Here is a 24342-nt window from a genome sequence, read left to right as displayed (position 1 = left end):
GACGTCAGCCAACCATGACGAATCAAGCACCCAAAGCGCTTATCCTGACCGGCTTCGGCATCAACTGCGAAGAGGAGATGGCCGCGGCTTACCGCCTGGCGGGCGGCGCGCCCACCATCGTGCACCTCAACGAAGTGCTGCACGGCCGGGTGAGCATCCATGACTTCGACATCCTCAACTTCCCCGGCGGCTTCTCCTTCGGTGACGACCTGGGCTCGGGCGTGGTGCTGGCCAACAAGCTGCGTTACCGCCAAACCGACGCCGCCGGCCGCACGCTGCTTTCCGACATCCGCGAGTTCGTGGCCGCCGGCAAGTTCGTGCTCGGCATCTGCAACGGCTTTCAGGTGCTGGTGAAGCTGGGGCTGCTGCCCAACCTAGGGGGCAACTTCGAGCCCGAGGTGACGCTGACCCATAACGCCTCGGGCCGCTACGAGGACCGCTGGGTGCGCCTGAAAGTGAACCCCGCTTCGCAAACGCCCTTCCTGCGCGGCCTCACCTCGTTCGAGGTGCCCGTGCGCCACGGCGAGGGCCGCTTGGTGGTGCCCGACGCGGCGACCCGCGAACGGATTGTAGCCCTAGGGCTCAACTGCCTGGCTTACGCCGATGGCGACGACCAGGAAACGGGCACGTATCCCCTCAACCCCAACGGCGCGGATTTGAATTGTGCGGGGCTGTGTGACCCGACGGGGCAGATTTTTGGACTAATGCCGCACCCAGAGGCGTTTCTGGCGGGGTGCAACCACCCCGATTGGGGGCGGCGTAAGCGGCTGGGGGAATTGAAGGAAGAGGGGGATGGGCTGGCGCTGTTTCGGAACATTGTGAAGCACCTTACGTCGTTGCCTCACCCCCCGGCCCCCTCTCCTTCAGAGAGGGAGAGCCTTGGCGGCGCGTATGGTGAGAGTGGTAGCGAGCAGGAGGAGTTTTTGGTGGAGGAGGGTGCCGCTGACTATCGGCGGGCGGGCGCGGTGCCATTGCATCTGACAGCTGATAAGAAAAGCTGGTTTAAAACGCACAAGCAGTTTGGGCAGCAGATGCGCAAAGAGCCAACTGCGGCGGAGAATCAATTATGGCAGGCGCTGCGCAATCGGCAATTGGATGGCCTGAAGTTTCGGCGGCAGCACGCCGTTGAGCATTTTATTGTCGACTTTATTTGCTTGGAACACAGCTTGATAGTGGAAGTAGACGGTGGGATGCATTTAGACGCCGAACAGGCTGAATATGACCAAGGGCGCACGCACGAGCTGGAAAGCCAAGGTTACCAACTGCTTCGCTTCTCCAACGAGGAAGTACACAATCATTTGCCGGAAGTGCTAAAAGCTATCCGGCAAGCCGCACAACCGAACAAGGCAGGTCAAAAGAACTAACTCACCACAACTACCAACGTCAGGATCCCCCTCTCTGAAGGAGAGGGGGCCGGGGGGTGAGGCCACCACCCGCGCCGCCAGCCAACCACTAGTTATGAACACCCTCCCGCACTTTGCTACCCCCCAGCTTCAGCTGTTGCACCGCGGCAAAGTCCGCGACAGCTACCGCATCGACGATACCACCCGCCTCATCGTCGTCACCGACCGCCTCTCAGCCTTCGATAGCGTGCTCGAAACCGCGATTCCGCACAAGGGTGCGGTGCTCAACGGGCTGGCTAACTTCTGGTTTGAGCAGACCCGCGGCATCATCCCCAACCACGTGGTGAAACTGGTGGATGTCAATGCCACGCTGGTGAAGGAGGCGCAGCCCATCAAGGTGGAGATGGTGGTGCGCCACTACCTCACCGGCTCGATGCTGCGCGGCTATCAGCAGGGCCAGCGCACGTTTTCGGGTGTGACCGTGCCCGACGGCATCACCAAGCACCAGCAGTTTCCGGCGCCCATCGTGACGCCAACCACCAAGGAGGAGTCAGACCGCGAAATCACCCCTAGTAACCTAGTCAGCGAAGGCTGGGTGAGCCGCGAGCTGTACGAGCAGATGGCTGAGAAATCGCTAGCCCTGTTTAAGTTAGGCTCCGACCTGCTGCGCGAGAAGGGCATCATCCTGGTCGATACCAAGTACGAGTTCGGCCTGCTCAACGGCGAGCTGATTTTGATTGACGAAATCCACACGCCTGACTCGTCGCGCTTTTGGAGCGCCGAAGACTACGCCCGCAACCCCGAAGGCGCCGAGCAGATGGACAAGGAGTACATCCGCCAGTGGCTGATTGCCCACAAGGTGGACGGCAAGTACCCTAGGGCCCTCACGCCCGAGGTAACCCAGGAAGCAGTCAACCGCTACCTCGACATCTACGCGCGTATCGTGGGCCACCCGCTGCCCACAGCCGACGAAACCGGGGACGTAACCGAACGCCTGACCCATAACCTGGTGCAAGCTGGGCTGCTGTCCGCCTCCTAAGTCAGCGCCACCTCAGTACTCTCCTGTGCCCCATGCAACTCAACCAAGCCACGACTGACTTGCTAACGCGGATGTACCAAGGCTTCAACGCCCGCGATACCGAAGCCGTGCTGGCCTTGATGCAGCCCGATGTGCAGTGGCCCAAGGCCTTCCTGGGTGGCTACGTGCAGGGCCCCGCCGCCGTGCGGGCGTACTGGGCCCAGCAGTGGAGTGGAATCGACCCGCACGTAGACCCCACCGGCTTCGAGCTGCTGCCCGATGGCCGCGTGGCCGTCACAGTACATCAGGTAGTGCACGACCTGGCCGGCACGCTGCTCCTGGATACGACGGTGCAGCACATCTACCACTTGCGCGATGGACTGATTGCGCGGATGGATGTTCAGTCCCTTTACCCGATGGACGCAGCGCAAGCCAAGTTACTGATAGAGAGCTACATTGAGGCGTACAACCGCTTCGACGTGCCCGGCATGCTGGCCTGCCTGCAACCCGACGTGCGGTTCGAGCACTCCACCAACGGCGACGTAACGGTGCGGCTGGACAGCAAGGAGGCGTTTGAGAGCCAGGCCATTCGGGCCGCCGCGTGGTTCACGGAGCGCACGCAGCGCATTACGGATTTGCAGTGGCAGGCGGAGCAGGTGGAGGCGGCCATCGACTACCACGCCGTGACGGCTACCGACCTGCCCAACGGGGTGAAGGCCGGTACGACCCTGCAGTTCTCGGGCCGCTCGCGGTTCTCTTTTCGCGATGGGTTAATCGCTTTTATTCAAGATTTTAGCTAAGGTTTCTTTCGTATCGTGAGCGGCAACACGCAACAACTCGTCCTCCTCGGCTCCGGTGCCCGCGAGCACGCCCTGGCCTGGAAGCTCCGCCAGGATGGCGCCACCGTGCACGTGCTGCCCGGCAACGCCGGCATTGCCGGCAGCGTGCCCGGCATCAGCGCCACCGATTTTCCGGCTATCAAGAGCTTCTGCGAGGCGCACGGCAGCACGCTCATCGTGGTGGGGCCCGAGGCGCCGCTGGCGGCGGGCGTGGCCGACTACTTCCTGGGCTCGGGCATCCGGGTATTCGGGCCGCGGCGGCAGGCGGCCACGCTCGAAAGCTCGAAGGTGTGGAGCAAGGACTTTATGCGCCGCCACGGCATCGCCACGGCCCGCGCCTGGAGCTACCGCAGCGACCAGTTTGCCGAGGCCCAGGCCCAGGCCGAAGCCCTGGGGGGCCAAGTGGTGGTGAAGTACGACGGCCTGGCCGCCGGCAAGGGCGTGTACGTGTGCAGCTCGGTAGCCGAGGCCACGGCCGCCCTCACCGAGCTGCGCGAGCTGCACGAGGGCTGGTTCAGCTTCCTGCTCGAAGAAAAGCTCACCGGCCCCGAGGTCAGCCTCATCGGCCTCACCGACGGCAACCGCATCCGCCTGCTGGCGCCCGCCCAGGACCACAAGCAGCTGCTGGCCGGCGACCAGGGCCCCAACACCGGCGGCATGGGCGCCTACTGCCCCGTGCCCTTCCTGGACGATAACGCCCTGGCCGCCATCCGCCAGGACATCATCGACCCCACCCTGCGCGGCCTGCAAGCCGAGCCGTTCGATTTTGTGGGCTTTCTCTACTTCGGCGTGATGCTGACGCCCCAGGGCCCCAAGCTGCTCGAATACAACGTGCGCCTCGGCGACCCCGAGGCCGAGGTGCTGCTGCCCGCCCTCGAAAGCAGCCTGCTGGAGCTGATTGAAGCCACCCTCGACGGCAGCCTGGCCCAGACCATCACGCGGCAGCGCCCCGGTGCCTTCGTGGGCGTGGTGCTGGCCTCGGGCGGCTACCCCGCCGCGCAGTTCCCGACGGGCTTCCCTATCCACGGCATCGGCCAGCAGACCAAGGGCACCCACGTATTTGTGGGTGGCGTGCAGCCCGGCCAGCAGCCCGGCGAACTACTCACGGCCAGCGGCCGGGTGGCCGTGGTAGTGGCCCACGGCCCCGACCTGCCCACCGCCGTGCAGCTGGCCTACGCCGAAGCCGAGAAAGTGAACTTCCAGGATAAGTACGTGCGCCCCGACATCGGCCAGCGCCCCGCGCCGCTGCTCGAAACCAAGGCTTATTAGGTGTGATGATGGACGAGATGCGCAATGCCTCACCCCCCCGACCCCCCTCTCCTTCAGAGAGGGGGGAGCCAACCGTCAGCGGATGGTTGCAGTCGTCAGGCTCCCCCCTCTCTGAAGGAGAGGGGGGCCGGGGGGGTGAGGCAAAACTCGCCATCCTGCTTTCCGGCCGCGGCTCCAACATGCTGGCCCTGGCTGAAGCCATCAAAACTGGCCCCCTGCGCGGGCTGGCCGAGGTGGCCGTAGTATTCAGCAACGACCCCGCCGCGCCCGGCCTCGAAGCTGCCGCGGCCCTAGGGCTGCCCACCGCCAGCCTGCCCTCGAAAGGCCGCAAGCGGGCGGAGTTTGACCAGGACGTGGTGGCCGCGCTGCAAGCCTACCGGCCCGACTACGTGGTGCTGGCCGGCTACATGCGCGTGCTCTCGCCCACGTTCGTGCGCGCCTTTGCCGGGCGCATTATCAATATCCACCCCGCCGATACGCACCAGCACCAGGGCCTGCACGCCTACGAGTGGGCCTTCGACAACCACCTGCCCGAAACGAAAATAACCGTGCACCTCGTGGACGAAGGACTCGATACCGGCCCCATCCTGGCCCAGCAAGTCGTAAATTTGGAAGGGGCCGACTCGCTGGCCGAAGTGCAGCGCCGCGGCCTCGCCGTCGAGCACGTGCTCTACGCCGAAACGCTGGCCGACTTGATTAAACGCAACGCCGCCCAACCCGAAGGAACGTCATGCTGAGCTTGCCAAAGCATCTCTGCCACGCCGCTAGCGAACCGTTCAACCGAAGAAAGGCGCAAGCCAACGACGCGGTAGAGGTGCTTCGGCAAGTTCAGCATGACCGCCTTTTTACCGACGTCCTGCTGACCTCGTTCCGCCCAGCCCTCCCGCCCAACTGTTAATTGTTAAATGCTAATTGTTAATTGCTTATGTGTGGCATTGTAGGTTTTCACGGCCCCGAGCGCGTGGTGGGCGACATGATTATCGGCCTCACCGCCTTGCAGCACCGCGGGCAGGACGCGGCCGGCATTGCCACCTTCGACGGCGACGCCTTCCACCTGCACAAGGGGCAGGGGCTGGTCAATGACGTGTTCCGGCCCAAGGCGGTGAAGAAGCTGACCGGCAACACCGGCATCGGGCACGTGCGCTACACCACGCAGGGCGCCAACGACTCCGACCTGGCCCAGCCCTTCACCACCAGCTACCCCTTCGGCCTGGCGATGGTGCACAACGGCAACGTCATCAACTTCCGCGACGTGGCCAAGCTGCTGCACGAGAAGTACCACGTGCTGCCCAAAACCACCAACGACCTGGAGCTTATCATGTACACCTTCGCCTCGGAGCTGCGCGTGAAAGACCTGGACCGCATCTCGGTGGTGGATATCTTCGATGCCGTCGAAACCACCCAGGAGCTGGTGAAGGGCGCCTATGCCACCATCACCATCATCGCCGGCCACGGCCTGCTGGCCTTTACCGACCCCCTAGGGATTCGGCCGCTGGTGCTGGGCCGCCGCAACACGCCCGACGGCCCGGTGTACGCCTTCGCCTCCGAGAGCACCTGCTTCGACTACCTCGACTTCGAGTTTCTGGCCGACGTGGGGCCGGGACAGGCGGTGTTTATCGACAACAACTTCCAGGTTCACTACAAGAACCAGAACACGGTGCCCAAGGCCTTCTGCGTGTTCGAGCAGATTTACTTCGCCCGCGAGGACTCCACCATTCACGGCCGGCTGGTGGCCCGCGAGCGGGTGCGCCTGGGCAAAATCATCGCCCGCAAGGTGGTCGATGCCGGCCTTCGGCCCGACATGGTGATTGACGTGCCCAGCAGCGGCTACTTTTCGGCCTCGGGCCTGGCCGAAGCCATCGGCGTGCCCTACCGCCGCGCTATGGTCAAGAACAACCACATGGGCCGCTCGTTCATCGTGCCCACCCAGGCCGGCCGCGAGGATGTGGTGAAGAAGAAGCTCAACCCCATCCGCGCCTTCGTGGAGGGCAAGAAAGTGGCCGTCGTGGACGACAGCATCGTGCGCGGTACTACCTCGCGCCGCATCGTGCGCCTGCTACGCGAGGCCGGCGCCACGGAGGTGTACTTCATCAGCAGCGCCCCGCCCATCGTGTCGCCCTGCATCTACGGCATCGACATGGCCATGAGCACCGAGCTGATTGCCGCCAACTACTCGGAAGAGGAAATCTGCCGCTACATCGAGGCCGACCGCGTCATCTACCAGGACCTGCAGGACCTGAAAGACCTCTTCGCCGAGGAGCGCGGCCACGGCGGCTCGTGCTTCGCCTGCTTCACCGGCCAGTACCCCACCGGCGACGTGACCCGCTACCTACGCCACATCCAGGAGGAGCGCCTCAGCCACCGCGAACCCGATAAGATGTTGTCGGTGAGCGCGAAAGCGCCCGCACCGACCGAGCATTAAACCAAGCCAGAAAAAAACTCCCCTCCTCAGACGAGGAGGGGACATTTTTGCGAAGCAAAAATTGGGGTGGTTGACCTCGTTGAACGACCCGCCCGCTAAGCCAACCCTCCCACATGGCCCAGCTCCACAACCTCCCGCACCAAAAAACCTTCCGCCAAGCCCTACGCACCAACGGCACGGCGGCCGAGGCCACGCTGTGGCGAGCACTGAAAAGCGCCCAGCTTGGCGGCTATAAATTCCGCCGCCAGCACGGGGTGGGGCCATACGTGCTGGATTTTTACTGCCCGGCCGCCCGGCTGGCCGTGGAGCTGGATGGTGCCGGCCATGCAGATGCGGTAGGCCAAGCGCACGACGCGGAGCGCGACAGCTACCTGCGGGCGCTGGGCATTCGAGTGCTTCGGTTTGAAAACAAGCTGGTTTGGAGCAATTTTGAGGAGATAACCCACGCTATTTTGTCGGCGCTAGTGAGTTCTGACGGTGCAAACGACCTCAACCACCCCAGTTAAAGCTGCGCTTTAACGTCCCCTCCTTGGCTAAGGAGAGGAGTTTTTTCTTTTCTATGTCTGCCTCTAACACCCCCGACACCGGCTACTCCATCGAAGAAGGCAATAACGCCTCGCGCAACGCCTACGCCTGGGCCAAGAAAACCTTCACCACCCGCGCCGGCCTGCCCGGCGAGCCGGCCCGCGGCCTCGACGGCGGCTTCAGCAACGAAATCCGCTTCGGCCAGGAGCGCCTGGGCATCAGCTCCGACGGCATCGGCACCAAGATTGAACTGGCCGAGCGCCTCGACCGCTACGATACCCTAGGCTACGACCTGGTAGCCATGACCGCCGACGACCTCATCGCCGCCGGCTTCGTGCCCACCAACCTGTCGAATATCATCGACGTGAATACGCTCAGCTACAGCGTAGTAGACGAGCTGATGCGCGGCCTGCACGACGCCTGCCAGTTCTCGAAAATCGCCATTACCGGCGGCGAAATCGCGGAGTTAGGCTCGCGCATCGGCGGCTACCCCGGCGCCCGCATGAACTTCAACTGGGCCAGCACCGCCATCGGCGTACTGCACCCGAGCCTGGCGCAACCCCTGAGCGGCGCGGCCGCCCAGCCGGGCGATGCTGTGGTGGCGTTGCAGTCGCCCTCGTTCCGCTCCAACGGCTACTCACTGGCCCGCAAGACCTTGCAGCGCCTCTTCGGCGACAAGTGGCACGAGCAAGCCTACGACGGCCCCGACGCCGCCCAGTACCCCACCTGGGGCGACGCCCTGCTGGCGCCCTCGCTCATCTACTCGCCGGCCGTGGCCGCCCTGCTCGACGCCGGCCAGCCCCTGCGCGGCGCCGCCCACATCACCGGCGGCGGCGTGGCCGACAACTTCCAGCGCGTGCTGCAAAACGGCCTAGGCGCCGAGCTAGATAACCTCTTCCCCCCCCTGCCCGCCATGCAGCGCCTCTGCGAAATCGGCGGCATAGAGGCCGAAACCGCATACCTCTACTGGAACATGGGCAACGGGATGTTGCTGGTAGTAGCCCCCGAAGCTGCCGACGCTGTGGTGCAGCAGCTCACGGCCCTAGGCTACGCCGCCCAGGTGGCCGGGCGGCTCATGGCGGAAGCGGGCGTGACGCTGCGCGTGGCGGCGGGGGAGCTGCGGTATGGGTAATTCTGTGAGTTATCAATTGGAGAAATGGGCGTGGTCAGAAGCTGATTTTGACCGAATGGGCTGGCATGATGCTAGAATTTATGCGGTACAATTTGGGAAAGACATCAGCTTCGACGTTGACTATATTTTTGAATGGGTTAAGTCAGACGCAGATGACTTTTTCTCGTTTGTTGTTGCGCCCGTTACGCTCGTCTTTCTAAATCCTACTAGCATTTTATTTAATGTTGATTGCCGAATTAGTCAACAATTAGAAGTAGAAGATATACAACGACGTGTTGCAAGCAGTGGAAGTACGGAGTGGTGCATTGAAACTCACCAAGGTACTATCACGATTACTGCTGATTCTTTCCGGCAAGTAGTTAGGCGACAGCCCACTCTGCAAACTGGCCAGCAGGTATTACCTGAAGAGCGTGGCGATTCTAGTTTTAGTGTGGTGCCAGATACTACATTTAGTGAATCGACAGAAGTTAGAAAGCTTAAAGCAGCTGATTTCGCACTTCGAGAAAAAGCTGTTCAAATACGTCGGTTACGCCGTCAATTAGAAATATTACTTGAGCAGCGAAGCGCAGGAGTACTAGAGGTGAAGCAGTATTTATTAGAAAAGCGCAGAGTAGAAGACTTGGTAAGTCAATTGAAAATAGAATTGCAAGCGGCGAACTACGAAGGTGTTGTATAAGTGTTATCACACCGCCCGGCCCGGTCGCTTGTCCAGCATCAGTTGGGTGCGGAACTCGTGGAGGCCTTGCTCCAGGCCCACAGGGTAGGTGTGGGGGTTGAGGAAGCGGCGGATGCTGGGGTCGAGGGCGCCAACTTCCTGGCGGGCGTGGGCGCGGCTCTCGACCAGGGTGGGTAGCTGCTGCACCAGCTGGCCCTGGCGCAGCACGGGTTGCAGCAGGTCGCGGTAGGGGGCGCCGGGGCGCACGGGGCGGCGGCGGGTGGCGTCGGCGGGGTCGAGGATGGTGGGGGCTTCGGGCAGCGGGGCTTCGGCGGCCACGTTGTAAATCATGTCGGCGCGGGGCTGGCCGCCGGCTTCGGCCTGGTAGCGACGCACTTGCAGGATGCCGGGGATACTGGTCTTGGCTTGCTGCTCCGAGAGCTTAATCATGAAGTCCCAGCTTTGGCCATCTGCCGAGCGCAGGGCGGCCAGTTTGTAGACGCCCCCCAGGGCCGGCTGGTTGTAGGCCGTTACGAGCTGGGTGCCCACGCCCCAGATGTCGATGCGGGCGCCCTGCTGCTTGAGGCTCACGATGAGACTTTCTTCCAAATCGTTGCTGGCTACGATGCGCACTTTATCCAGCCCGGCCGCGTCGAGCAGCTTGCGGGCCTCTTTAGAGAGGTAGGCCAGGTCGCCCGAGTCGAGGCGGATGCCGCCTAGCTCGTGGCCCTGGGCGCGCATGGCTAGGGCTACTTCGATGGCGTGGCGCACGCCGTCGAGCGTGTCGTAGGTGTCGACCAGGAACACCGAGTCGTCGGGGAAGGCGTCGGCGTACTTGGCGAAGGCTTCCTTTTCATCGTCAAACGCCATGACCCAGCTGTGGGCGTGGGTGCCGCGCACGGGCAGGTTGTAGCGGCGGGCGGCCAGCACGTTGCTGGTGGCGTCGGCCCCGCCCAGGTAGGCGGCGCGGCTGGCTTCGAGGCCGCCATCGGGGCCCTGGGCGCGGCGCAGGCCAAACTCCAGCACGGCATCATCCGGCCCGGCCGCGTCGCGGATGCGGGCGGCCTTGGTGGCAATGAGCGTCTGGAAGTTGAAGAGGGTGAGCAGCGCCGTTTCCACCAACTGCGCTTGCAGCAGCGGGCCCTGCACCCGCGCCAGCGGCTCGTTGCCGAATACCACCGTGCCCTCGGCAATGGCATCGACGCTGCACGTAAACTTGAAGTCGGCCAGGTAGGCCAGAAAATCGTCGGGAAACAGGCGGGTGCCCTTGCTGCCCGTCAGCGAGGCCAGGTAGGTAATGTCGCCGTCCGAGAAGCGCAGGGTTTGCAGGTAGTCCACGGCCAGCGCCAGGCCGGCAGCTACGGCGTAGCCCCCGTTGAAGGGCGCCTTGCGGAAGTATAGGTGAAATACGGCCTCGCGCTCGTGCATATTGTTTTTCCAGTACCCGTAGGCCATGGTGAGCTGGTAGAGGTCGGTGAGCAAAGCCAGCGAGGGCTGGTAGAGGCCGGAGATGGGCGCGTCGTTCATGCCGTGAAAGTAAGCGCCGCCGCACCTTTGCTGCGTGAGCGTTACTTCTAACCCCAAGCCCGTTTCCTTCCTTGGCCGTGTGGGCCGCCTGCCCACCGCCATCCGGCTGCTGCTAGCCCTAGGGGCCGGCGTCGCGGCAGGCTGCTTCAGCCACCACTCGCTGCTGGTGCGGCTGGTATCGGGCTGGGATGCCTTCGCGCTGGTGACGCTGGCGCTGGTGTGGATAAGCATTTACCAGGCCGACATCGACCGCATCCGCGAAGTGGCGGCGCAGGAGGATTTCAGCCGCACCGTGGCGACGCTGTTCATCCTAGTGGCGGCCAGCGCCAGCCTGCTCGCCGTGGTGGCCCTGCTTAGCACCCTGCATAACCTGGATGGGGCTGCCCAGGCCCGCCGCCTAGGGCTACTAGTGGTAGCAGTGGGTAGCTCGTGGCTGCTGGTGCACACGGTGTTCACCCTGCGCTACGCCCACGAGTACTACGACCAGGACCAGCCCGGCCAGGACAACGGCGGCCTCGACTTCCCCGGCGATGAGAAAGAGCCCGACTACCTCGACGTGGCTTACTTCGCCTTCGTCATCGGCATGACCGCCCAAACCGCCGACGTCGAAATCAGCGGCCGCAAGCTGCGTCGCCTGGCCCTCGTGCACTGCCTCATCAGCTTCGGCTTCAACACAGCCTTGGTAGCTCTGGTCATCAACGGCGTAGCCGGAGCCCTTTAATCAGTTACCAGTAAAAGAACGTCATGCTGAGCGCAGTCGAAGCATGACGTTCTTTTACTGGTAACTGACCTAGAACAGGCTGCCCTGCACTTGCTGCGGGATGGGGCGCGGGGGCTGCACAGGCAAGCCGGTGAGGGCGTGCACGCGGCCCAGAAAGTGCTGGGCCCAGATGGGGGCGTGACGCACATCCTTCTGATGGATAAATACATAGGCCGTATGCAGGCCCTGCGCAAACCAGGCGGCCAGGCGCTCGGCCCAGGCGTCGGCGCGCTCGAAGTCGCTGCCTACTAGGCCGTGACCGTTGAGGCGAATAAAGGCCACGGGCGTGGTGAGGCGCTGCACCAGCACATCGCGCCGGCCGGCTACGTCGGTTATCACCAGTGTCTTGCCTAGGGCCTCCAGCGTGGCCAAGGTGGCATCGGCCAAGGCACGGTCGGCAAACCAGCGCGGGTGGCGCAGCTCCACGGCCAGCGGCAGCTCGGCAGGCCAGTCGAGCAGGAAGCGCTCGAGCCGGGGCAGGTGCTCGGGGCCGAAGTGGGGCGGTAGCTGCAAGAAGCAGGTACCTAGGTTGCCTTCCAGTTCCTGCATGGCGCGGGTAAAGGTGAGCGTCAGCGCATCCACGTTGTACAGCTCCCGCTCGTGGCTGATGCTGCGCGGCAGCTTGGGGCAGAACTTGAAGTCTGGCCCCACGGCCTCGCGCCAGCGCCGCACGGTGGGCGCATCCGGAATGTGGTAGTGGGTGGTATTCAGCTCAATGCTGTTGAACTGCCGGGCGTAATAGCGCAGATAGTCGGGCTCCTTGGCCCCTAGGGGGAAGTAGCTGCCCAGCCACTCTTTATTGGTCCAGATGGGGCAGCCTACGTACAGGCCCGGCGGCTGCGACGCGGTGGCTTGGGCCCGCGCTAGCACGTGGGCAGTTTCGGGGTGGTCGGGGGGCAGGCGGAAGTCTACGTAGCGCAGGTCGGGTAGGCGGCCAAAATCCATGCGGCAAAGGTAGGAGGCTTTACTAAGGATTCGCGGGCGCGGGAATATACAAAGAACTTAGTAAGCGTGCAAGCTAAGGCCAGACTTAAACTAAAGCTTTAAGCCAAAATTTTACACCCGTCGGATAATCTAATATGAGCGCCACCTAAAAAAAATGCAATAATAAGGGTTTGTGTGCCTTAACTAAACACAATTGACCTCGCGCTACTCGTTCACCGGTCATCTTAAATGCAAGGTTTATTAGAAAAGGTCAATTACTAACGCATGTTAACTCAATTAGCAAATTGAGAAGTGGTGATAATGTAATGAGCGGGGTTACATTCGGTTGATTCACCATTCGGCAAAGCAAGCAATTGCGTATGCATTTAATTTCTCTTAAATCAGTTACTGCGTGGGGCCGCTTTATGTGCCTGCTGGCCCTCGCATGGAGCACCGCGGCAACGGCGATTGCCCGCCCCAAACCAGTGCCTCACCACGGTCGCATCTTCATCCCAAAAATGCTGCCCACCATTCTTCCCACCGCCCGCGAGGGCTATCAAACCGTGCTGCGGGGCCGCGCCTCTTGGTACGGTAAATTTTTTCAGGGCATGGAAACGGCGAGCGGTGAGCGATACAACCGCTTCAAATACACGTGCGCCCACAAAAAGCTGCCCTTTGGCACCCGCCTGCGCGTAACCAACGTGGACAATGGCGTGACGGTGGTGGTGCGCGTGACCGACCGCGGACCTTTCCGCCACGAGCGCATTCTCGATTTATCGGAGCAAGCCGCCAAGCCCCTGGGCTTAGTGCAGGCTGGGGCTGCCACGGTAATTGCCGTAGTAGTGCCCGACACTACCCCGCTGGGCCTGGCCGATACCCCCGCCGACCTAGCCCTGCTGCGCGCCAGCGACCCGCGCCCCCGCGCCCCTTTCACGGCCTACCTGCTGCCGCTGCTGCGGCAGTCGCAAGAGCTAGTGGCCGCCGTGGCCACTGCCCCCGCCGGGCCGCTTGCCAGCTTGCCCTCTGCGGCTACCGCCACGGCGCCCGCAGTGCCAGGGTCGCGGTTTGAAGTGCCAACTGGCCTCTTTGCGGATGCCCAGCGGGCCGAAGCGGCCCTAACCCGCCATAGTATTGACCCCAGCCTACTCGGCCCCCCGGAAGCGGCCAGCATGGGGGAGCAGCCTGCCAACCCGGTAGTTACCAGTCAGCTTGATAGCTGGCTGGCGGCCGAAACCGTGCGCCGCAACTTGCAGCTGTGGAGCATGGTAGGCCTGGGGCGGCACCAGCTACCCGACGTGGCTCCTCAACCGGTAGCCAGCGCCCCCGCCACGGTTGCGGCCATGGACTAAGCGCGTAGACGCCGGTAGCAGACCAGCTCGAAAGCCTGCCAGCAGTGCGCCGCTCACCCCTAGGGCCGCCTCGGCGGCTTCGACCTAATAGCAAAGGGCCGCCCTCTCTGGTAGAGGGCGGCCCTTTGCGTGGGTAGGAGCCCTAGGGGCTATTCCTCTTCCGTAGCGCGGTTGATAACGTAGATGGACACCACCGCTAGCGCGGCCACCGTGAGCACGAGTTGCGTAGGCGAGAAATTTTTCGAAACTTTGCGCAGCAGCGTGCCACCATTTTTCAGCAGATCGTCCATGTGTTCGGTCTTGCCTTGAAACACGTTCACGGCCGCCTCAAACGTGCGGGCAATGTCTTCGGGTTGAACCTTATCGAGGGGTTGAAGCTGGTCGGCCATAACAAAGGGGCTAGGGGAAGGAGTTGACAAAGGAAGTGGGCGCGGGGCCGCTCGCTACCTTACGCAAAACTCAGCGTTGCGTTCCCACGCTTCAGCTTAGTTGGCCACCACCAGTACCAGCGAGCTGCTGCGGTCGGCCTCGCGCACCAAGCAGTGGTAGGCGCCGGGTGCCAGGCCCTGCACCGGCAGTGGCACCCGCTGCGGGCCCGTGCCTAGCGGGCGCCCCTCCACCACGCGGCGCACCACGCGCCCTAGGCCATCGAGCAGCTGCAGCTGCACCGCGCCGCCCTGGCTCTCAAACAACACCGTGGCCTGGTCGATGGCCGGGTTGGGGTACACGCTGAAGCCCTCGACTGCCGCCGCGCCCGCCGTAGCCAGCGCGCCCTGCGGCTTGATAACCGGCACGTAGGGAAACGCTTGGCCAAAGAGCTGATTGAGCGTGGCTTGCGGCACCTGAAACCAGTCTTTCAAAATGCTAGTGTACACGCTGCGGTAGTCAATCTGCATGGCTACGTTGTCGTTCACGCCGGCGTTGGCGGGCAGCGTGGGGTTGGGGCCGTGCACAATAGGGTTGGCCTGCGCCCCAAACACGAGCAGCGGCGAAGCGGCGCCGTGGTCGGTGCCGTAGCCCGAGTTGGCCTTGATGCGGCGGCCAAACTCCGAGAAGGTCATGCCCACCACCCGGTCCTGCACCCCTAGGCGCCGCAGGTCGTCCTGAAACGCGTTGATGCCGTCGGCCAGCTTGCCTAGCAGCGTGGCGTGGGCGCCGGTGGTGGGGCTGCCAGTGGCGGGCACTTGCAGCGAGTGCAAATCGAAGCCGCCGAGCTGGCATACGTAGATGCGGGTGCTCAGGCCGCCCGCCACCAGCTGAGCCACTATTTTGAGCTGGTCGGCCAGCGCGTTCTGGCCGGCGGTGGGGTAGAGGGGCGACAGGTTTTTGGCCTTGGCCGCCGCCGCCTGAATGGTGGTGGTGTACACCTGCGTTTGGGCTACCACCTGCCGAATAAACGTCAGTTCGTGGCCGGCCGGGGTGGCGGGCGCGGCATCGACGCCGCCGCTCAGCAACTGATAAAAGCTGCTGGTGCTGGCAATGGCCATGCCCATGTTCACGGCCGGCCCCTGCACGCAGTTGCTCACCACCGAGCCGATGCTGATGGCCAGCGGGTCGGGGTTTTGGGCGCTGGGGTAGCCAGTGGGGTAGTTCGGAAACTCGCCGTCGAGGTAGCGCCCGCCCCAGCCGGTGTTCCACATCACGTCCGAAGCCGAGCCCGAGGTCCAGATGTCGGTGGCCCTAAAGTGCGAGAAGTTGGGGTTGGGATAGCCCACGCTCTGTACCACGCCCAGCTGCCCATTCTTATAGAGCTGCTGGGCCGTGGCCATGGCCGGGTGCATGCCAGTGGCTTGCGTGAGGGGCAGCACCTGGCTTTGAGGCAGCGCCAGGGTGGGCCGCGCCGCCATCAGGGCCGAATATTGGTCGAGGGGGATAATCATGTTCAGCCCGTCGTTGCCGCCCTGCAGCTGCACGATTACCAGCACCTTATCAGTCTGGGTAGTGGCGTTGGTGAGGGCCGCCAGCTCGGCCGAGTGCCCGTAGGCGCCAATGGGGAAGCCGCCCAAAAAAGCCGCGCCCGCTACTGTCGCGCCCGTCGTTTGAATAAATGTGCGCCGTTTCATAGAATAGCTGTTAGTTGCTGGCCAATGGCTGTTAGCTCTTTATAAATGAGTAGTTTAGAAGTTGACGCACCCTAGGGGCTTCCAGCCGGAAAAGCCAGCTGCCAGCAGCTCAACTCAGCTGGTACTCGGCTAGGCCGGCTAGGGCCCGCAGCATGGCTTGCAGCTTGCTTTGCACGGCGGCGCGCTTGGCAGTGTTGGTGGGCGTGGCCAAAAACTGGCTCCACTCGCTGGTCCACTCAAAATCGGGCAGGCCGGGGATGAGCGCGTTCTTGAGGAAAGCCAGCTGGCTGGCCGTCAGGTCGATGGGCACCATCAGGCGCACGAATTCGGCAATAACCAGGTTGGGGTCCTGGGCCGTGGCGGCGGGCAGGGCCTGCACCAGCGCCACCGGGTCGGCCTTGAACGCGAAGCCGCTCTTGGTAATGCCTGTGCCGATAAACAAGTCGGTGGCTTGGTTGCGACGCGGCAGCGTCACGGCGTTTATCCATAGCTCGTGAAACTGCGGCGCCTGGTAGTAAGCCACCCAGCCGGCCACGTTGGGCGGGTCGCCCAGGCTTTGCTGCTGCACCACCCCTAGGCCGTAGAGGTAGTCCCACACGCCGTACTGGCCCAGGTAGTTGCTGGCGGGGGGCAGCGCCAGCTCTAGCTGCCGGCACACGCCCACCACAAAATCGAGCGGGCTCTTGATGAGGCAGCCCACGTTGGCCGCGTCGAAGAAGTGCTCGGAGCTAAACAAGGCGCGCAGCACCGGCGCCACCTCGTAGTTGCTGGCAATGAGCAGGGCGGCCAGCGGCTGAATAATATCGCTTTCTACCTGCGCATCAATCACGTAGTACACAAACCAGCGGTAGAGCTTGCGCACCAGAAATGCCGCCGTGGCCGGCTGCCGAAAAATCAGGTTAATTAAATCCTGGTACTCGCCCGCGCCGTTGGGCGCAATCCTGGCGTTGCCAAACGCGGCGCTGAACTGCTTGGTGCTGGTATCGTGGCGGCTGGCCGTGAAGTAGCCCGCCACGGTGGCCGCGTCGTCGCGCCAGCCGGTCAGCACCTTGGCGGCGGCCTGCACGTCGGCCTCGGTGTAGGTGGTGTAGTTGCCCGCCCCAATCAGCGGTCCTTTGCCCAGGGTAAACAGCTCCAGCAGCTCGCGGCCGTAGTTCTCGTTGGGCGCGGCGGCCGTGCTGGCGTTGCCGTTGAGGTAGCGCAGCATGGCCGGGTTCACGGTCACGTCGGTGGCCAGCTGGCGCACGTTGCCCAGCGCGTGCTGGCGCAGCAGCCGCGCATACGCGTAGCCGTACTGCGCGCTGTTGATGTCGCCAAACTCTACCACGAAGTGGTTGTGCCAAAACAGCGTCATCTTTTCCGTGAGCGAAGTGCCCTGGCTGAGCTGCAGCCCCAGCCACCAGTCGCGCAGCGAGGTGCGGCGCGCGCCCTCCAGCGTTTGGTCGAAAGGCTGGCCTACCCAGGTTTGCCCTAGGGGCACGGTGGTGTCGGCGGCGCTGATGTTCAGGGGCGGGCCGGGCGTGGCGGCCGGCGTCAGCAGCTTGTCGAGGGTGGCGGCCAGCGTGGTGGTAGCGGCCATCTGGATTTCGGCGCGCGTGGGCCCAAATAGGCAGCGCCGCAGCAAGTGGGCCGCCTGCGCCGCGCTCCACGGCCCGGTGTAGGGCGCCAGCGTAGTGGCGGTGGCGGCGCTAGTGCGGACCGGCAGCGTAGTATTGGCAAAGGGGCTGGCCTGGTCGAGCAGGCTGGGCGTGGCCGGCTGGGCGGGCTTGATGGGGCCGCCCGCCAGAGGGCGTTGGAGGAAAGCTCTACGTTCCATAGGCAGCAGGCTGGGCGGCGCTCCCTAGGGCAGTCGGCGCGCGAAAGCAAGTGAGTAAATCCGAAAGGCTTTACCAGCTGGCGAGGGCCAGGTGGCGCACCTTACCCTAAAGATGACGCTGCCGAATGAAAGTTTAATGACTGACTGAAAGAAATTTAGGATTAAAATAGGTGGTCTGGCTGCGCCGCTGGCCCTAGGGGGCGGGCAGCAAAAAGCCCCACCGGGAAGGGCGAGGCTTTGCGTAACCAAGGCAGAAAAAAGGGAGAAAAGCTTACTCGTATACTTTCACAACAAACACAAAATCTTGCAGGCGCTTGAGCTGCTGGGGCCGGCCGGCGCCCGCCAGCTGGTTGAGGTGGGGCAGGTGGTAGGCCGCCGCGGGCTGCCGGTTCTTGAGCGAGTCAACCAGCCGCACCAGGTACGACGACTTGGTGGCGAAAGCGGCGCCCTGCACGTCTTTATCGCGGCCGTTTACGACGCCAATCAAGTTGCCCTGCGCGTCGAGCAGCGGCCCGCCCGAGTTGCCAGGGTTCAGCGGAATGCTGACTTGGTAAAAGGCCGTGTCGCCGTCAAAGCCCGAGCGGGCGCTCAGCGCGCCTTCGCCGTACACCACGTCCTCGCGCGGGTAGCCTAGGGTGTACACGCGCTCGCCCAGGTCGGCCTGCCCGGCCTTGAAGGTATAGGGGAGCTTGCCGAAGGTCTTAAAATCAGCGTCCTTGATGCGCAGAATAGCCAGGTCATGCTTCTGGTCGGCATACACCGTTTCGGCGTGGAAGCGCTGGTGGTCGCGGCCCTCCACCAGCAGCGAGTCGGCGCCCTGAATGACGTGGGCGCTAGTAACTAGGTAGCCGTCGGCCGTAAGGGCAAAGCCAGTGCCGCCGTATTTGCTTTCGCGCACCGGGGGCACTTCGGCGCCCGGCAACCGCGTGTTCACCTTGTTAATAAGAGCCTGCTGGCTGTGGCGAATTTGCGCCATTTCGAGGCGCAGCTTTTGGTAGCCACCCGCCGAGGGCGTGTTGGCCGTGCGGTAGGCCTCTAGGCCCAGCAGCGTGCCAAAAACGGCCAGCACCGCCACCGAGGCGGCCACGCCCACGGTGGCGCGGTGCCCACCCCAAAACTCGCGCAGGCGCTGCTCGGTGCGCGAAATGCGCAGGCGTGGGTTTACGGTGGCTTTCAGCGCGGGGGCTTCCTCGACGGTAGCGTCGGCAGCCAGCATGGCCGTGTGCAGCGCGCCAATGGTGCGGCGCGTGCGGCGACGCTCGGCATAGTCATGCAGGGTGCTGGTCAGCTCCAGGTAGTCGGTGTAGAGCTGTTGCAGCCGGGGCTCGGCAGTGAGGCGAGCCTCCAGGCTGGCCCGTTCGGGGGCCGCCAGCGCTCCCTGCTGGTAAGCCTCGAAGAGGGCGTAGTAGTCGGCTTCGGTTTGCATCTTGGTTAGCTGACGGCTTTCGGCTGGTAGCAACTGGCGGCTTGGCTGCTGCGCTGAATTGTCAGGGCGAACAGCTGGCAGCTAAGGGCTAACAGCAAAAAATCAAGCTTCTTTATAACTGGCGAAAAATAATTTTTTCAGGCGCGCTAGGCACTTGTACTTCTGAGTTTTAGCGGTGTCGGCGTTAGTGTAGCCGTGCTCCGCCGTGAGGTCGAGCATAGATTTGTCGAGCAGGTAGAAGCCTTCGAGCAGCGAGCGGCAGGGCTCGCCCAGGTGGGTGAGCGCCTCGCTCATGGTGGCAAAGCGCCGGTCGCGCTCTTCGGCTTCGAGCAGGTCGTCCTCGGCCCCCGTGTTGAGGTAGGGGCCGTACTCTTCCTCGTCGAGCAGGCGCACACCGTGCAGCCGGCTCTTGGTAGTCAAGCGCTTGAGCCACAGGCGGCGGCACACGGCGTAGAGGTAGGTTTTGATGAGGCAGCTCAGCTCCAGCGAGCCTTCGCGCACCTTCTCGTAAAACACCATCACGCCCTCCTGGTACACGTCCCGGGCGTCGTCCTCCGAGCCGCTGTTTTGCAGCACGAAGTGCGACACCATGGGCCAGTGCAGGCGGTAGAGCCGGCTCAGGGCCCGCTCGTCGCCGGCCCGGATGGCCTGGATGAGCTGGGCATCTGCCGCCAGCGCCGCCGAGGTGCTGTCTGTATTCATTCGCTTCGGGGGTTAATGCCAGCGAGCCAGTAGTAGTAACCCGCCGAAAAAAGATTTTTTCGGGTGGGTTACCTAGGGGTACGCAGTGCTATTAAGAGCAGATTTTTTTCTAATCTCCCCTCAAATTTACCCAAGATGAACAATCTGCTGAAAGTATCGGCCCTTTTCCTGGCTGTAGGCCTGGCTTCGTGCGGCGATGGCGCTAAGACCACCGAAACCACCACCACGACCCCCGCTACCACCGAGTCGACCACCACGATGAGCACCGACTCGAGCAACACCATGGGTGCTGCCCCGATGGCTGGTGACACCACCAAGATGATGGCTCCTGCCAACGGCTCGACCACCACTACCACCACCGAAGAGAAGAAAATGTAATTGCGCGCCGGGCTTCGCGGCCCGGCACAGCAGTTTCCCTCTGTGGAGGAAAAGCCCTGGGCCCCGCGCCTGGGGCTTTTTTTGTGGCCGGCCCTAGGGGTGAGCAACGGCATTAAATGGCCAGGCTTGCCAAAAAGCGGTCATGCTGAGCTTGTCGAAGCATCCCTACCGAACCAACCCCTAGGCGGCGCGATAGAGATGCTTCGACAAGCTCAGCATGACCGCTTTTTGGCTTACTCTGCGCTTCCGGCGTTGACTGCTAACTGGCTATTAGCTAACGCTCACCAGCGCCAGTAGGCTGGCCGCAATGCCGGGCCAGGGCTGCGCCAGGTCGAGGGTGGCGATGCGCACGGGGTGGCCGCCTAAGGTATAGCGCGCATCGACGGTGGCGGTGGCGGCGGGGTAGAGCAGGATGCCTTCGAGGGCCTGGCCGGGGCTAGGGCGCTGGTTTTGGAGGTAGGCGTAGAGCTGGTAGAGGTGCGGCGCAATGAGGCGCGGCTGGTCGTAGCGCGGGCGCAGGGCGGCGGCGTAGTACTTGGTATCGAGGATGATTTTGCGGGCCGGGCTCTCCAGGGTGGTGTCGGTGAGCATGGTGGGCAGCAGGGCCAGGTCGGCGGGCTGGGCAGCGGTAGCCTGCCAGGTAATGGTTTCGGTAAAGATGCGGTACTGGCGCTGCTCGCGGCGGTAGAAGTTGCGCACGGCCTGCTCGAAAATGCGCGCCATCAAGGCTTCATCGCGCCGGAAGTCGGCGAAGCGGCGGCGCCCCTCAGCGGCCGGGGCGGGCAGCGCGGTGTCGAATAGTAGTTGGCAAACGTGCAGCACGAAGGCCTGGGCGGCGGGTAGACGCTGGCGGCGCAAAGTGGCCAGCGCCTCAGCCGTAGGAGCGGGCGCCGGCACGGTAGCGGGCACCCGGCGGTGTAGCTGGCTTACCTCGCGGCGCAAGGCCAGGGGCAGGGCCGGCAGGCTGGCCAGCGCCGCCAAGGTGCCGGCCAGTAGCCGCGCCAGGGGCTGGTTGGGCGTCAGCTCATCTACCTCGCACGCGGCGCGGCCCCGCGGCAGCAGCCCCCGTCCGATGGTGGGCGCCAGCATTATGCGGCCACGCAACTCACTCTCCTCTTGCTCGGTAGCTACATACCCTAGGGGCAGGCCCGCCCGCAGTAGGGGCCGGGCGGCGTGCAGCAGCATCTGGGTCAGCAGTTCCAGGGGCCGGTGAAAAGGCGTGGCCTTCACGGCTTGCAGCACGGCCGGCTCGGGCAGGCGCTGCCAGGCGTAGCACAGCAGGTAGTAGAGCGTGGCGAGCGGAATCATAACTTCCCCTAGGCTAGTAGCTTGCGTAGCTGGGCGGCGGCTTTGTCGGGCTGCTCGCGCCAGTAGTCGGCCAGCAGCGGGCCGATTTCCTGCTCGAAAACCAGGCGCAGCCAGGCTTCGGCTTCGGCGGGTGGCCCTAGGGGCGGCGTGCAGAAGTAGCTGTGGCCAATCTCAAAGTCGGGCCCCAGTTCGGGGTCGGCGGCGATGGCTTGGTTGAGGGCCGTCAGGCGCTCGAGGAGCTGCGCAATGAGTGCGGCCGGCACGCCGGCCTGGGTGAGCAGCGCCCGCAGCGGCGCGCCAAACTGCGGCCGCAGCGGCACAAAGGCAAAGCGGCGGCGCAGCGCGTAGTCGAGCGGCGCCAGCGAGCGGTCGGCCAAGTTGAGGGTGCCGATGACGTAGAGGTTGTCGGGCACGAAGAAGCGGGCGGCCTCGGGCGGGGCGTAGGGTAGGCGCAGGGCGTGGGCGGGGCCGCGCTTGTCGGGCTCCAGCAGCAAAAGCAACTCGCCGAAGATGCGCGCCACGTTGCCCCGGTTCAGCTCGTCAATCAGCAGAAAGTAAGGCCGGTCGGGGTCGGCGGCGGCGCGGGCACACAGCAGCGGCAGCACCCCCGGCACTAGCTGAAACTGCCCGCCGGGGCCGGGCCGGAAGCCGAGCACAAAGTCCTCGTAGCCGTAGCTGGGGTGAAACTGCACCAGCTCGATGCGGCGCTCGTCGCGGGCTCCCAGCAGCAGCCAGGCAAGGCGGCGGGCTAAATAGGTTTTGCCGGTGCCGGGCGGGCCTTGCAGCAGCAGCGCCCGGCGGCGGCGCAGGCCGGCCAGGGCGTCATCCAATTCTTGCTCCGTACTAAACAGCTCGCCTAGGGCGTCGGCCTTGGTGTAAGAAGCGGTGGCGTAGGGGGCGGCAGGCTCGGCCGCCAGCGCCGACGCCCCGGCGCGCGGCGCCACCGGCGAGCCCGTGTAGAGGGCCTCGGCTTGCTGCTCGGCGGCCTGCTCCTGGTCTTGGGCCGAGCCGGCCGCCAGCACGGGGCGCTTGGCTACCACCGTAAAATCGAGGGCTTCGAGCTGGGCGTTGGTGGGCTGGCCGGCGGGCAGGGGCCAGCGCGCCTGGGCATCGGCCTGGGCCAGGCGGTAAGCCAACTCGGCCACGGCGCGGGGCGGGTAGCGCCGGCCCCGGTACAGCAGTTCGTACACGGTGCTGGGCGGCAGGCGGCGGTTTTCGCGCTCCACTAGGCGCAGGGCGCGCAGCACCTGCTCGCGGGTGAGCAGCGGGGCCGGGTCAGAAGTTGTCACCACAAAAAAACAGCGCTGAGAAGCGGTAAGTGCGCAGCCTTACCAAAAAGAAAGCCCATAGGGCCGGCCTTGGCGAGGAACGCTAGCCCTGGGCCGGGGCCGGCCGCCGGCTCAAAAACTCGGTGCGCGCCTCATCGAGCCGGGCTAGTACCTGCGCCCGCTGCTGGCGCAAGGCGGCCAGCGTGGTGGCGGGCAGGCGCCGCACCCGCAGCCGCTCGCGGCGGGCCGTTAGCGTTTGCCAGTACCCTAGGGCATAAAAACCGGCCAAGGGCAAGCTCAGCCCAAATAAGGTGGTCAGCCGCCAGTCGTGGGTGAGCCAGTGCTGCACGGCGGCGATTTCCAGGGCGTAGGCCAGCGGAAACGTAACCATGCCCACCGCCAGCAGAATGGCCGCCACGAAGGCTGTGTCGGAGGTGGCGCGGCTGGCTACCTCGGCCGGAATCTTGTAGGGAATGTAGTTGGTAATCAAGCCATAAAGCCACACAGGCAACCCCAGCACCAAATTAAAATAGTCGGCCAGGCGGGTGCCGGGGCGGCGGCTCTGGTCGAGGGCGTCGTCGGTGAGGCGGTGCTGGTGCAGGGCGGCCAGGTACTCGTCGAGGCTGGCGCGCAGCGTGGCCAGGCGGCCGGGGGCGTGCTCCTCAAACCAGGCCACGGCGTTGAGCAAGGTGCGGCTGAGCTGGAAGTTGTCCCACAGCGTGTTGGGGTCGTCGTCGGGGTTGAGGTGGTCGCCGAAGGTGCGCTCTACACGCAGGGCCAGAGCATCGTCGTCGGCCGCGCGGCTGATGACGAGGCGGCGGCTAAGGCGACGGGCAATTTCCTCGGTTAGCTCGTCGGCCGCGTCGTCGGGGCTCTGGTGGTAGCGGTCGGCGTAGTCGGCCACCCGAATGGGCGGAGCCACGTTCAGCAGCACATCGGAGCGGAAGCGGGTGGGGTCGAAGTAGTTGGTGCCCACGCACACGATTTTCAAGTCCAGTTGGAAGTCGTGCCGGGCCTCGGTGCCCAGCGCAATGCGGGCGGCGCCAGTTTTGAGAGGGCGTAGGCGGCGCTCGCTCACGCTGGTGCCCTCCGGAAAAATCATGACCGTGCCGCCGTGCTCCAGGTAGTCGTAGCAGCGCCCGAAGCTGGCCTCGTTGCTGGCGGCCAGCTGCTGGGCCGTCAGCTTTTCGGCGCCGCCCTCCACATCCTGCCGTCGGTAGATGGGGATGCAGTTGCCCGAGCGCATAATGGCCCCTAGGATGGGGTTTTTGAAAAAGGTGCTCTTGGCCAGAAACGCCACCGGCGCCCGGCGCTGCACGGCCGTCAGCAGCGGGTCCATGAGGGTATTGGGGTGGTTGCTACACAGCAGCAGCGGCCCCGGCAGGCGCAGGCGGTCGAGGTGGCGCACCTCGTAGCGGCGAAAAAACACGCGCAGCCCCAGGCTCACCAGGGGCTTCATCACGGTATAAAAGAGCATGGGCAATATTAGTGACTAGGAGGTGTTAACAGTCTAGGGTATGTTTGGGTATGGAATACCTGTTGACGGACGCGCAGTGGACGCGGATTGCCCCGCTGCTTCCAGGTCGGGAAGGGTGCAAGGGTGGACGCGGGCAAGACA

The 24342-nt window shown here is 64.1% G+C and carries 22 protein-coding genes; 12 read left to right on the top strand and 10 right to left on the bottom strand.

Annotated features, from left to right (window positions below; all coding sequences use genetic code 11):
• Window positions 1–14: 14 nt before the first annotated feature.
• From HHL22_RS23655 to HHL22_RS16420, 9 genes are all read left to right on the top strand, one after another.
• On the top strand, window positions 15–1364 hold the full coding sequence (locus HHL22_RS23655; protein ID WP_195809329.1) for a phosphoribosylformylglycinamidine synthase subunit PurQ: 1350 nt from the start codon (window positions 15–17) through the stop codon (window positions 1362–1364).
• A 94-nt stretch (window positions 1365–1458) separates the two neighbouring features.
• Complete coding sequence (gene purC, locus HHL22_RS16455; RefSeq protein WP_169532515.1) at window positions 1459–2382, top strand: phosphoribosylaminoimidazolesuccinocarboxamide synthase; 924 nt, start codon at window positions 1459–1461, stop codon at window positions 2380–2382.
• Between the two features lie 32 nt (window positions 2383–2414).
• Entirely contained in the window at window positions 2415–3161 is a 747-nt protein-coding gene (locus HHL22_RS16450; RefSeq protein WP_169532514.1) for a nuclear transport factor 2 family protein, read from the top strand.
• A 15-nt stretch (window positions 3162–3176) separates the two neighbouring features.
• Window positions 3177–4469: a phosphoribosylamine--glycine ligase gene (gene purD / locus HHL22_RS16445; protein ID WP_169532513.1), complete on the top strand. Its 1293-nt coding sequence runs from the start codon at window positions 3177–3179 to the stop codon at window positions 4467–4469.
• Between the two features lie 5 nt (window positions 4470–4474).
• The gene (gene purN / locus HHL22_RS16440) at window positions 4475–5206 is read left to right on the top strand and encodes a phosphoribosylglycinamide formyltransferase (protein ID WP_317172680.1); all 732 of its coding nucleotides are present in this window, start codon (window positions 4475–4477) and stop codon (window positions 5204–5206) included.
• A gap of 188 nt (window positions 5207–5394) precedes the next feature.
• Entirely contained in the window at window positions 5395–6891 is a 1497-nt protein-coding gene (purF, locus tag HHL22_RS16435) for an amidophosphoribosyltransferase (protein ID WP_169532512.1), read from the top strand.
• A 113-nt stretch (window positions 6892–7004) separates the two neighbouring features.
• Window positions 7005–7397, top strand: a complete 393-nt coding sequence (locus HHL22_RS16430; protein ID WP_169532511.1) for an endonuclease domain-containing protein — start codon at window positions 7005–7007, stop codon at window positions 7395–7397.
• A gap of 53 nt (window positions 7398–7450) precedes the next feature.
• A complete protein-coding gene (locus tag HHL22_RS16425) occupies window positions 7451–8548 on the top strand; it encodes an AIR synthase-related protein (protein ID WP_169532510.1) in 1098 nt (365 codons plus the stop codon).
• Entirely contained in the window at window positions 8541–9224 is a 684-nt protein-coding gene (locus tag HHL22_RS16420; RefSeq protein WP_169532509.1) for a hypothetical protein, read from the top strand. Before HHL22_RS16425 ends, HHL22_RS16420 begins: the two co-directional genes overlap by 8 nt.
• 6 nt (window positions 9225–9230) lie before the next feature.
• Here the strand turns inward: HHL22_RS16420 and HHL22_RS16415 are convergent, their stop codons facing one another.
• On the bottom strand, window positions 9231–10730 hold the full coding sequence (locus HHL22_RS16415; RefSeq protein WP_169532508.1) for a nicotinate phosphoribosyltransferase: 1500 nt from the start codon (window positions 10728–10730) through the stop codon (window positions 9231–9233).
• A gap of 34 nt (window positions 10731–10764) precedes the next feature.
• Here HHL22_RS16415 and HHL22_RS16410 point away from each other — a divergent pair, with 34 nt between their 5' ends.
• Window positions 10765–11451 carry a DUF1345 domain-containing protein gene (locus HHL22_RS16410; RefSeq protein ID WP_169532507.1) on the top strand — a complete coding sequence of 229 codons (687 nt, stop codon included), beginning with the start codon at window positions 10765–10767 and terminating at the stop codon, window positions 11449–11451.
• Window positions 11452–11520: 69 nt separating this feature from the next.
• On the opposite strand, the gene HHL22_RS16405 is transcribed toward HHL22_RS16410, so the two are convergent.
• A complete protein-coding gene (locus tag HHL22_RS16405) occupies window positions 11521–12435 on the bottom strand; it encodes a DUF72 domain-containing protein (protein ID WP_169532506.1) in 915 nt (304 codons plus the stop codon).
• A 497-nt stretch (window positions 12436–12932) separates the two neighbouring features.
• On the opposite strand from HHL22_RS16405, the gene HHL22_RS16400 reads away from it, so the two are divergent.
• Entirely contained in the window at window positions 12933–13763 is an 831-nt protein-coding gene (locus HHL22_RS16400) for a septal ring lytic transglycosylase RlpA family protein (protein ID WP_206680736.1), read from the top strand.
• Window positions 13764–13912: 149 nt separating this feature from the next.
• Here the strand turns inward: HHL22_RS16400 and HHL22_RS16395 are convergent, their stop codons facing one another.
• The 5 genes from HHL22_RS16395 to HHL22_RS16375 form a co-directional block, all read right to left on the bottom strand.
• On the bottom strand, window positions 13913–14152 hold the full coding sequence (locus HHL22_RS16395; protein WP_169532505.1) for a hypothetical protein: 240 nt from the start codon (window positions 14150–14152) through the stop codon (window positions 13913–13915).
• Window positions 14153–14248: 96 nt separating this feature from the next.
• Window positions 14249–15826 carry a DUF1501 domain-containing protein gene (locus tag HHL22_RS16390; protein WP_169532504.1) on the bottom strand — a complete coding sequence of 526 codons (1578 nt, stop codon included), beginning with the start codon at window positions 15824–15826 and terminating at the stop codon, window positions 14249–14251.
• A gap of 109 nt (window positions 15827–15935) precedes the next feature.
• Entirely contained in the window at window positions 15936–17642 is a 1707-nt protein-coding gene (locus HHL22_RS16385) for a DUF1800 domain-containing protein (protein WP_169532503.1), read from the bottom strand.
• A gap of 271 nt (window positions 17643–17913) precedes the next feature.
• On the bottom strand, window positions 17914–19068 hold the full coding sequence (locus tag HHL22_RS16380; RefSeq protein ID WP_169532502.1) for a S1C family serine protease: 1155 nt from the start codon (window positions 19066–19068) through the stop codon (window positions 17914–17916).
• Window positions 19069–19170: 102 nt separating this feature from the next.
• A complete protein-coding gene (locus tag HHL22_RS16375; protein WP_169532501.1) occupies window positions 19171–19770 on the bottom strand; it encodes an RNA polymerase sigma factor in 600 nt (199 codons plus the stop codon).
• Window positions 19771–19905: 135 nt separating this feature from the next.
• Between HHL22_RS16375 and HHL22_RS16370 the strand changes: the two genes are divergently transcribed.
• The gene (locus HHL22_RS16370; RefSeq protein ID WP_169532500.1) at window positions 19906–20148 is read left to right on the top strand and encodes a hypothetical protein; all 243 of its coding nucleotides are present in this window, start codon (window positions 19906–19908) and stop codon (window positions 20146–20148) included.
• Window positions 20149–20418: 270 nt separating this feature from the next.
• On the opposite strand, the gene HHL22_RS16365 is transcribed toward HHL22_RS16370, so the two are convergent.
• The 3 genes from HHL22_RS16365 to HHL22_RS16355 all read right to left on the bottom strand — a co-directional run bounded on the left by HHL22_RS16365 (window position 20419) and on the right by HHL22_RS16355 (window position 24201).
• The gene (locus HHL22_RS16365) at window positions 20419–21456 is read right to left on the bottom strand and encodes a 5-methylcytosine restriction system specificity protein McrC (RefSeq protein WP_169532499.1); all 1038 of its coding nucleotides are present in this window, start codon (window positions 21454–21456) and stop codon (window positions 20419–20421) included.
• 8 nt (window positions 21457–21464) lie between these two features.
• Complete coding sequence (locus tag HHL22_RS24405; protein ID WP_169532498.1) at window positions 21465–22745, bottom strand: AAA family ATPase; 1281 nt, start codon at window positions 22743–22745, stop codon at window positions 21465–21467.
• A gap of 82 nt (window positions 22746–22827) precedes the next feature.
• Complete coding sequence (locus HHL22_RS16355; RefSeq protein ID WP_169532497.1) at window positions 22828–24201, bottom strand: lysophospholipid acyltransferase family protein; 1374 nt, start codon at window positions 24199–24201, stop codon at window positions 22828–22830.
• Window positions 24202–24342 lie beyond the last annotated feature (141 nt).

Origin of the sequence: Hymenobacter polaris (genome assembly GCF_012927305.1) — a bacterium.
GTDB lineage: Bacteria > Bacteroidota > Bacteroidia > Cytophagales > Hymenobacteraceae > Hymenobacter > Hymenobacter polaris.
This window is presented reverse-complemented; position numbering and strand designations above follow the sequence as displayed.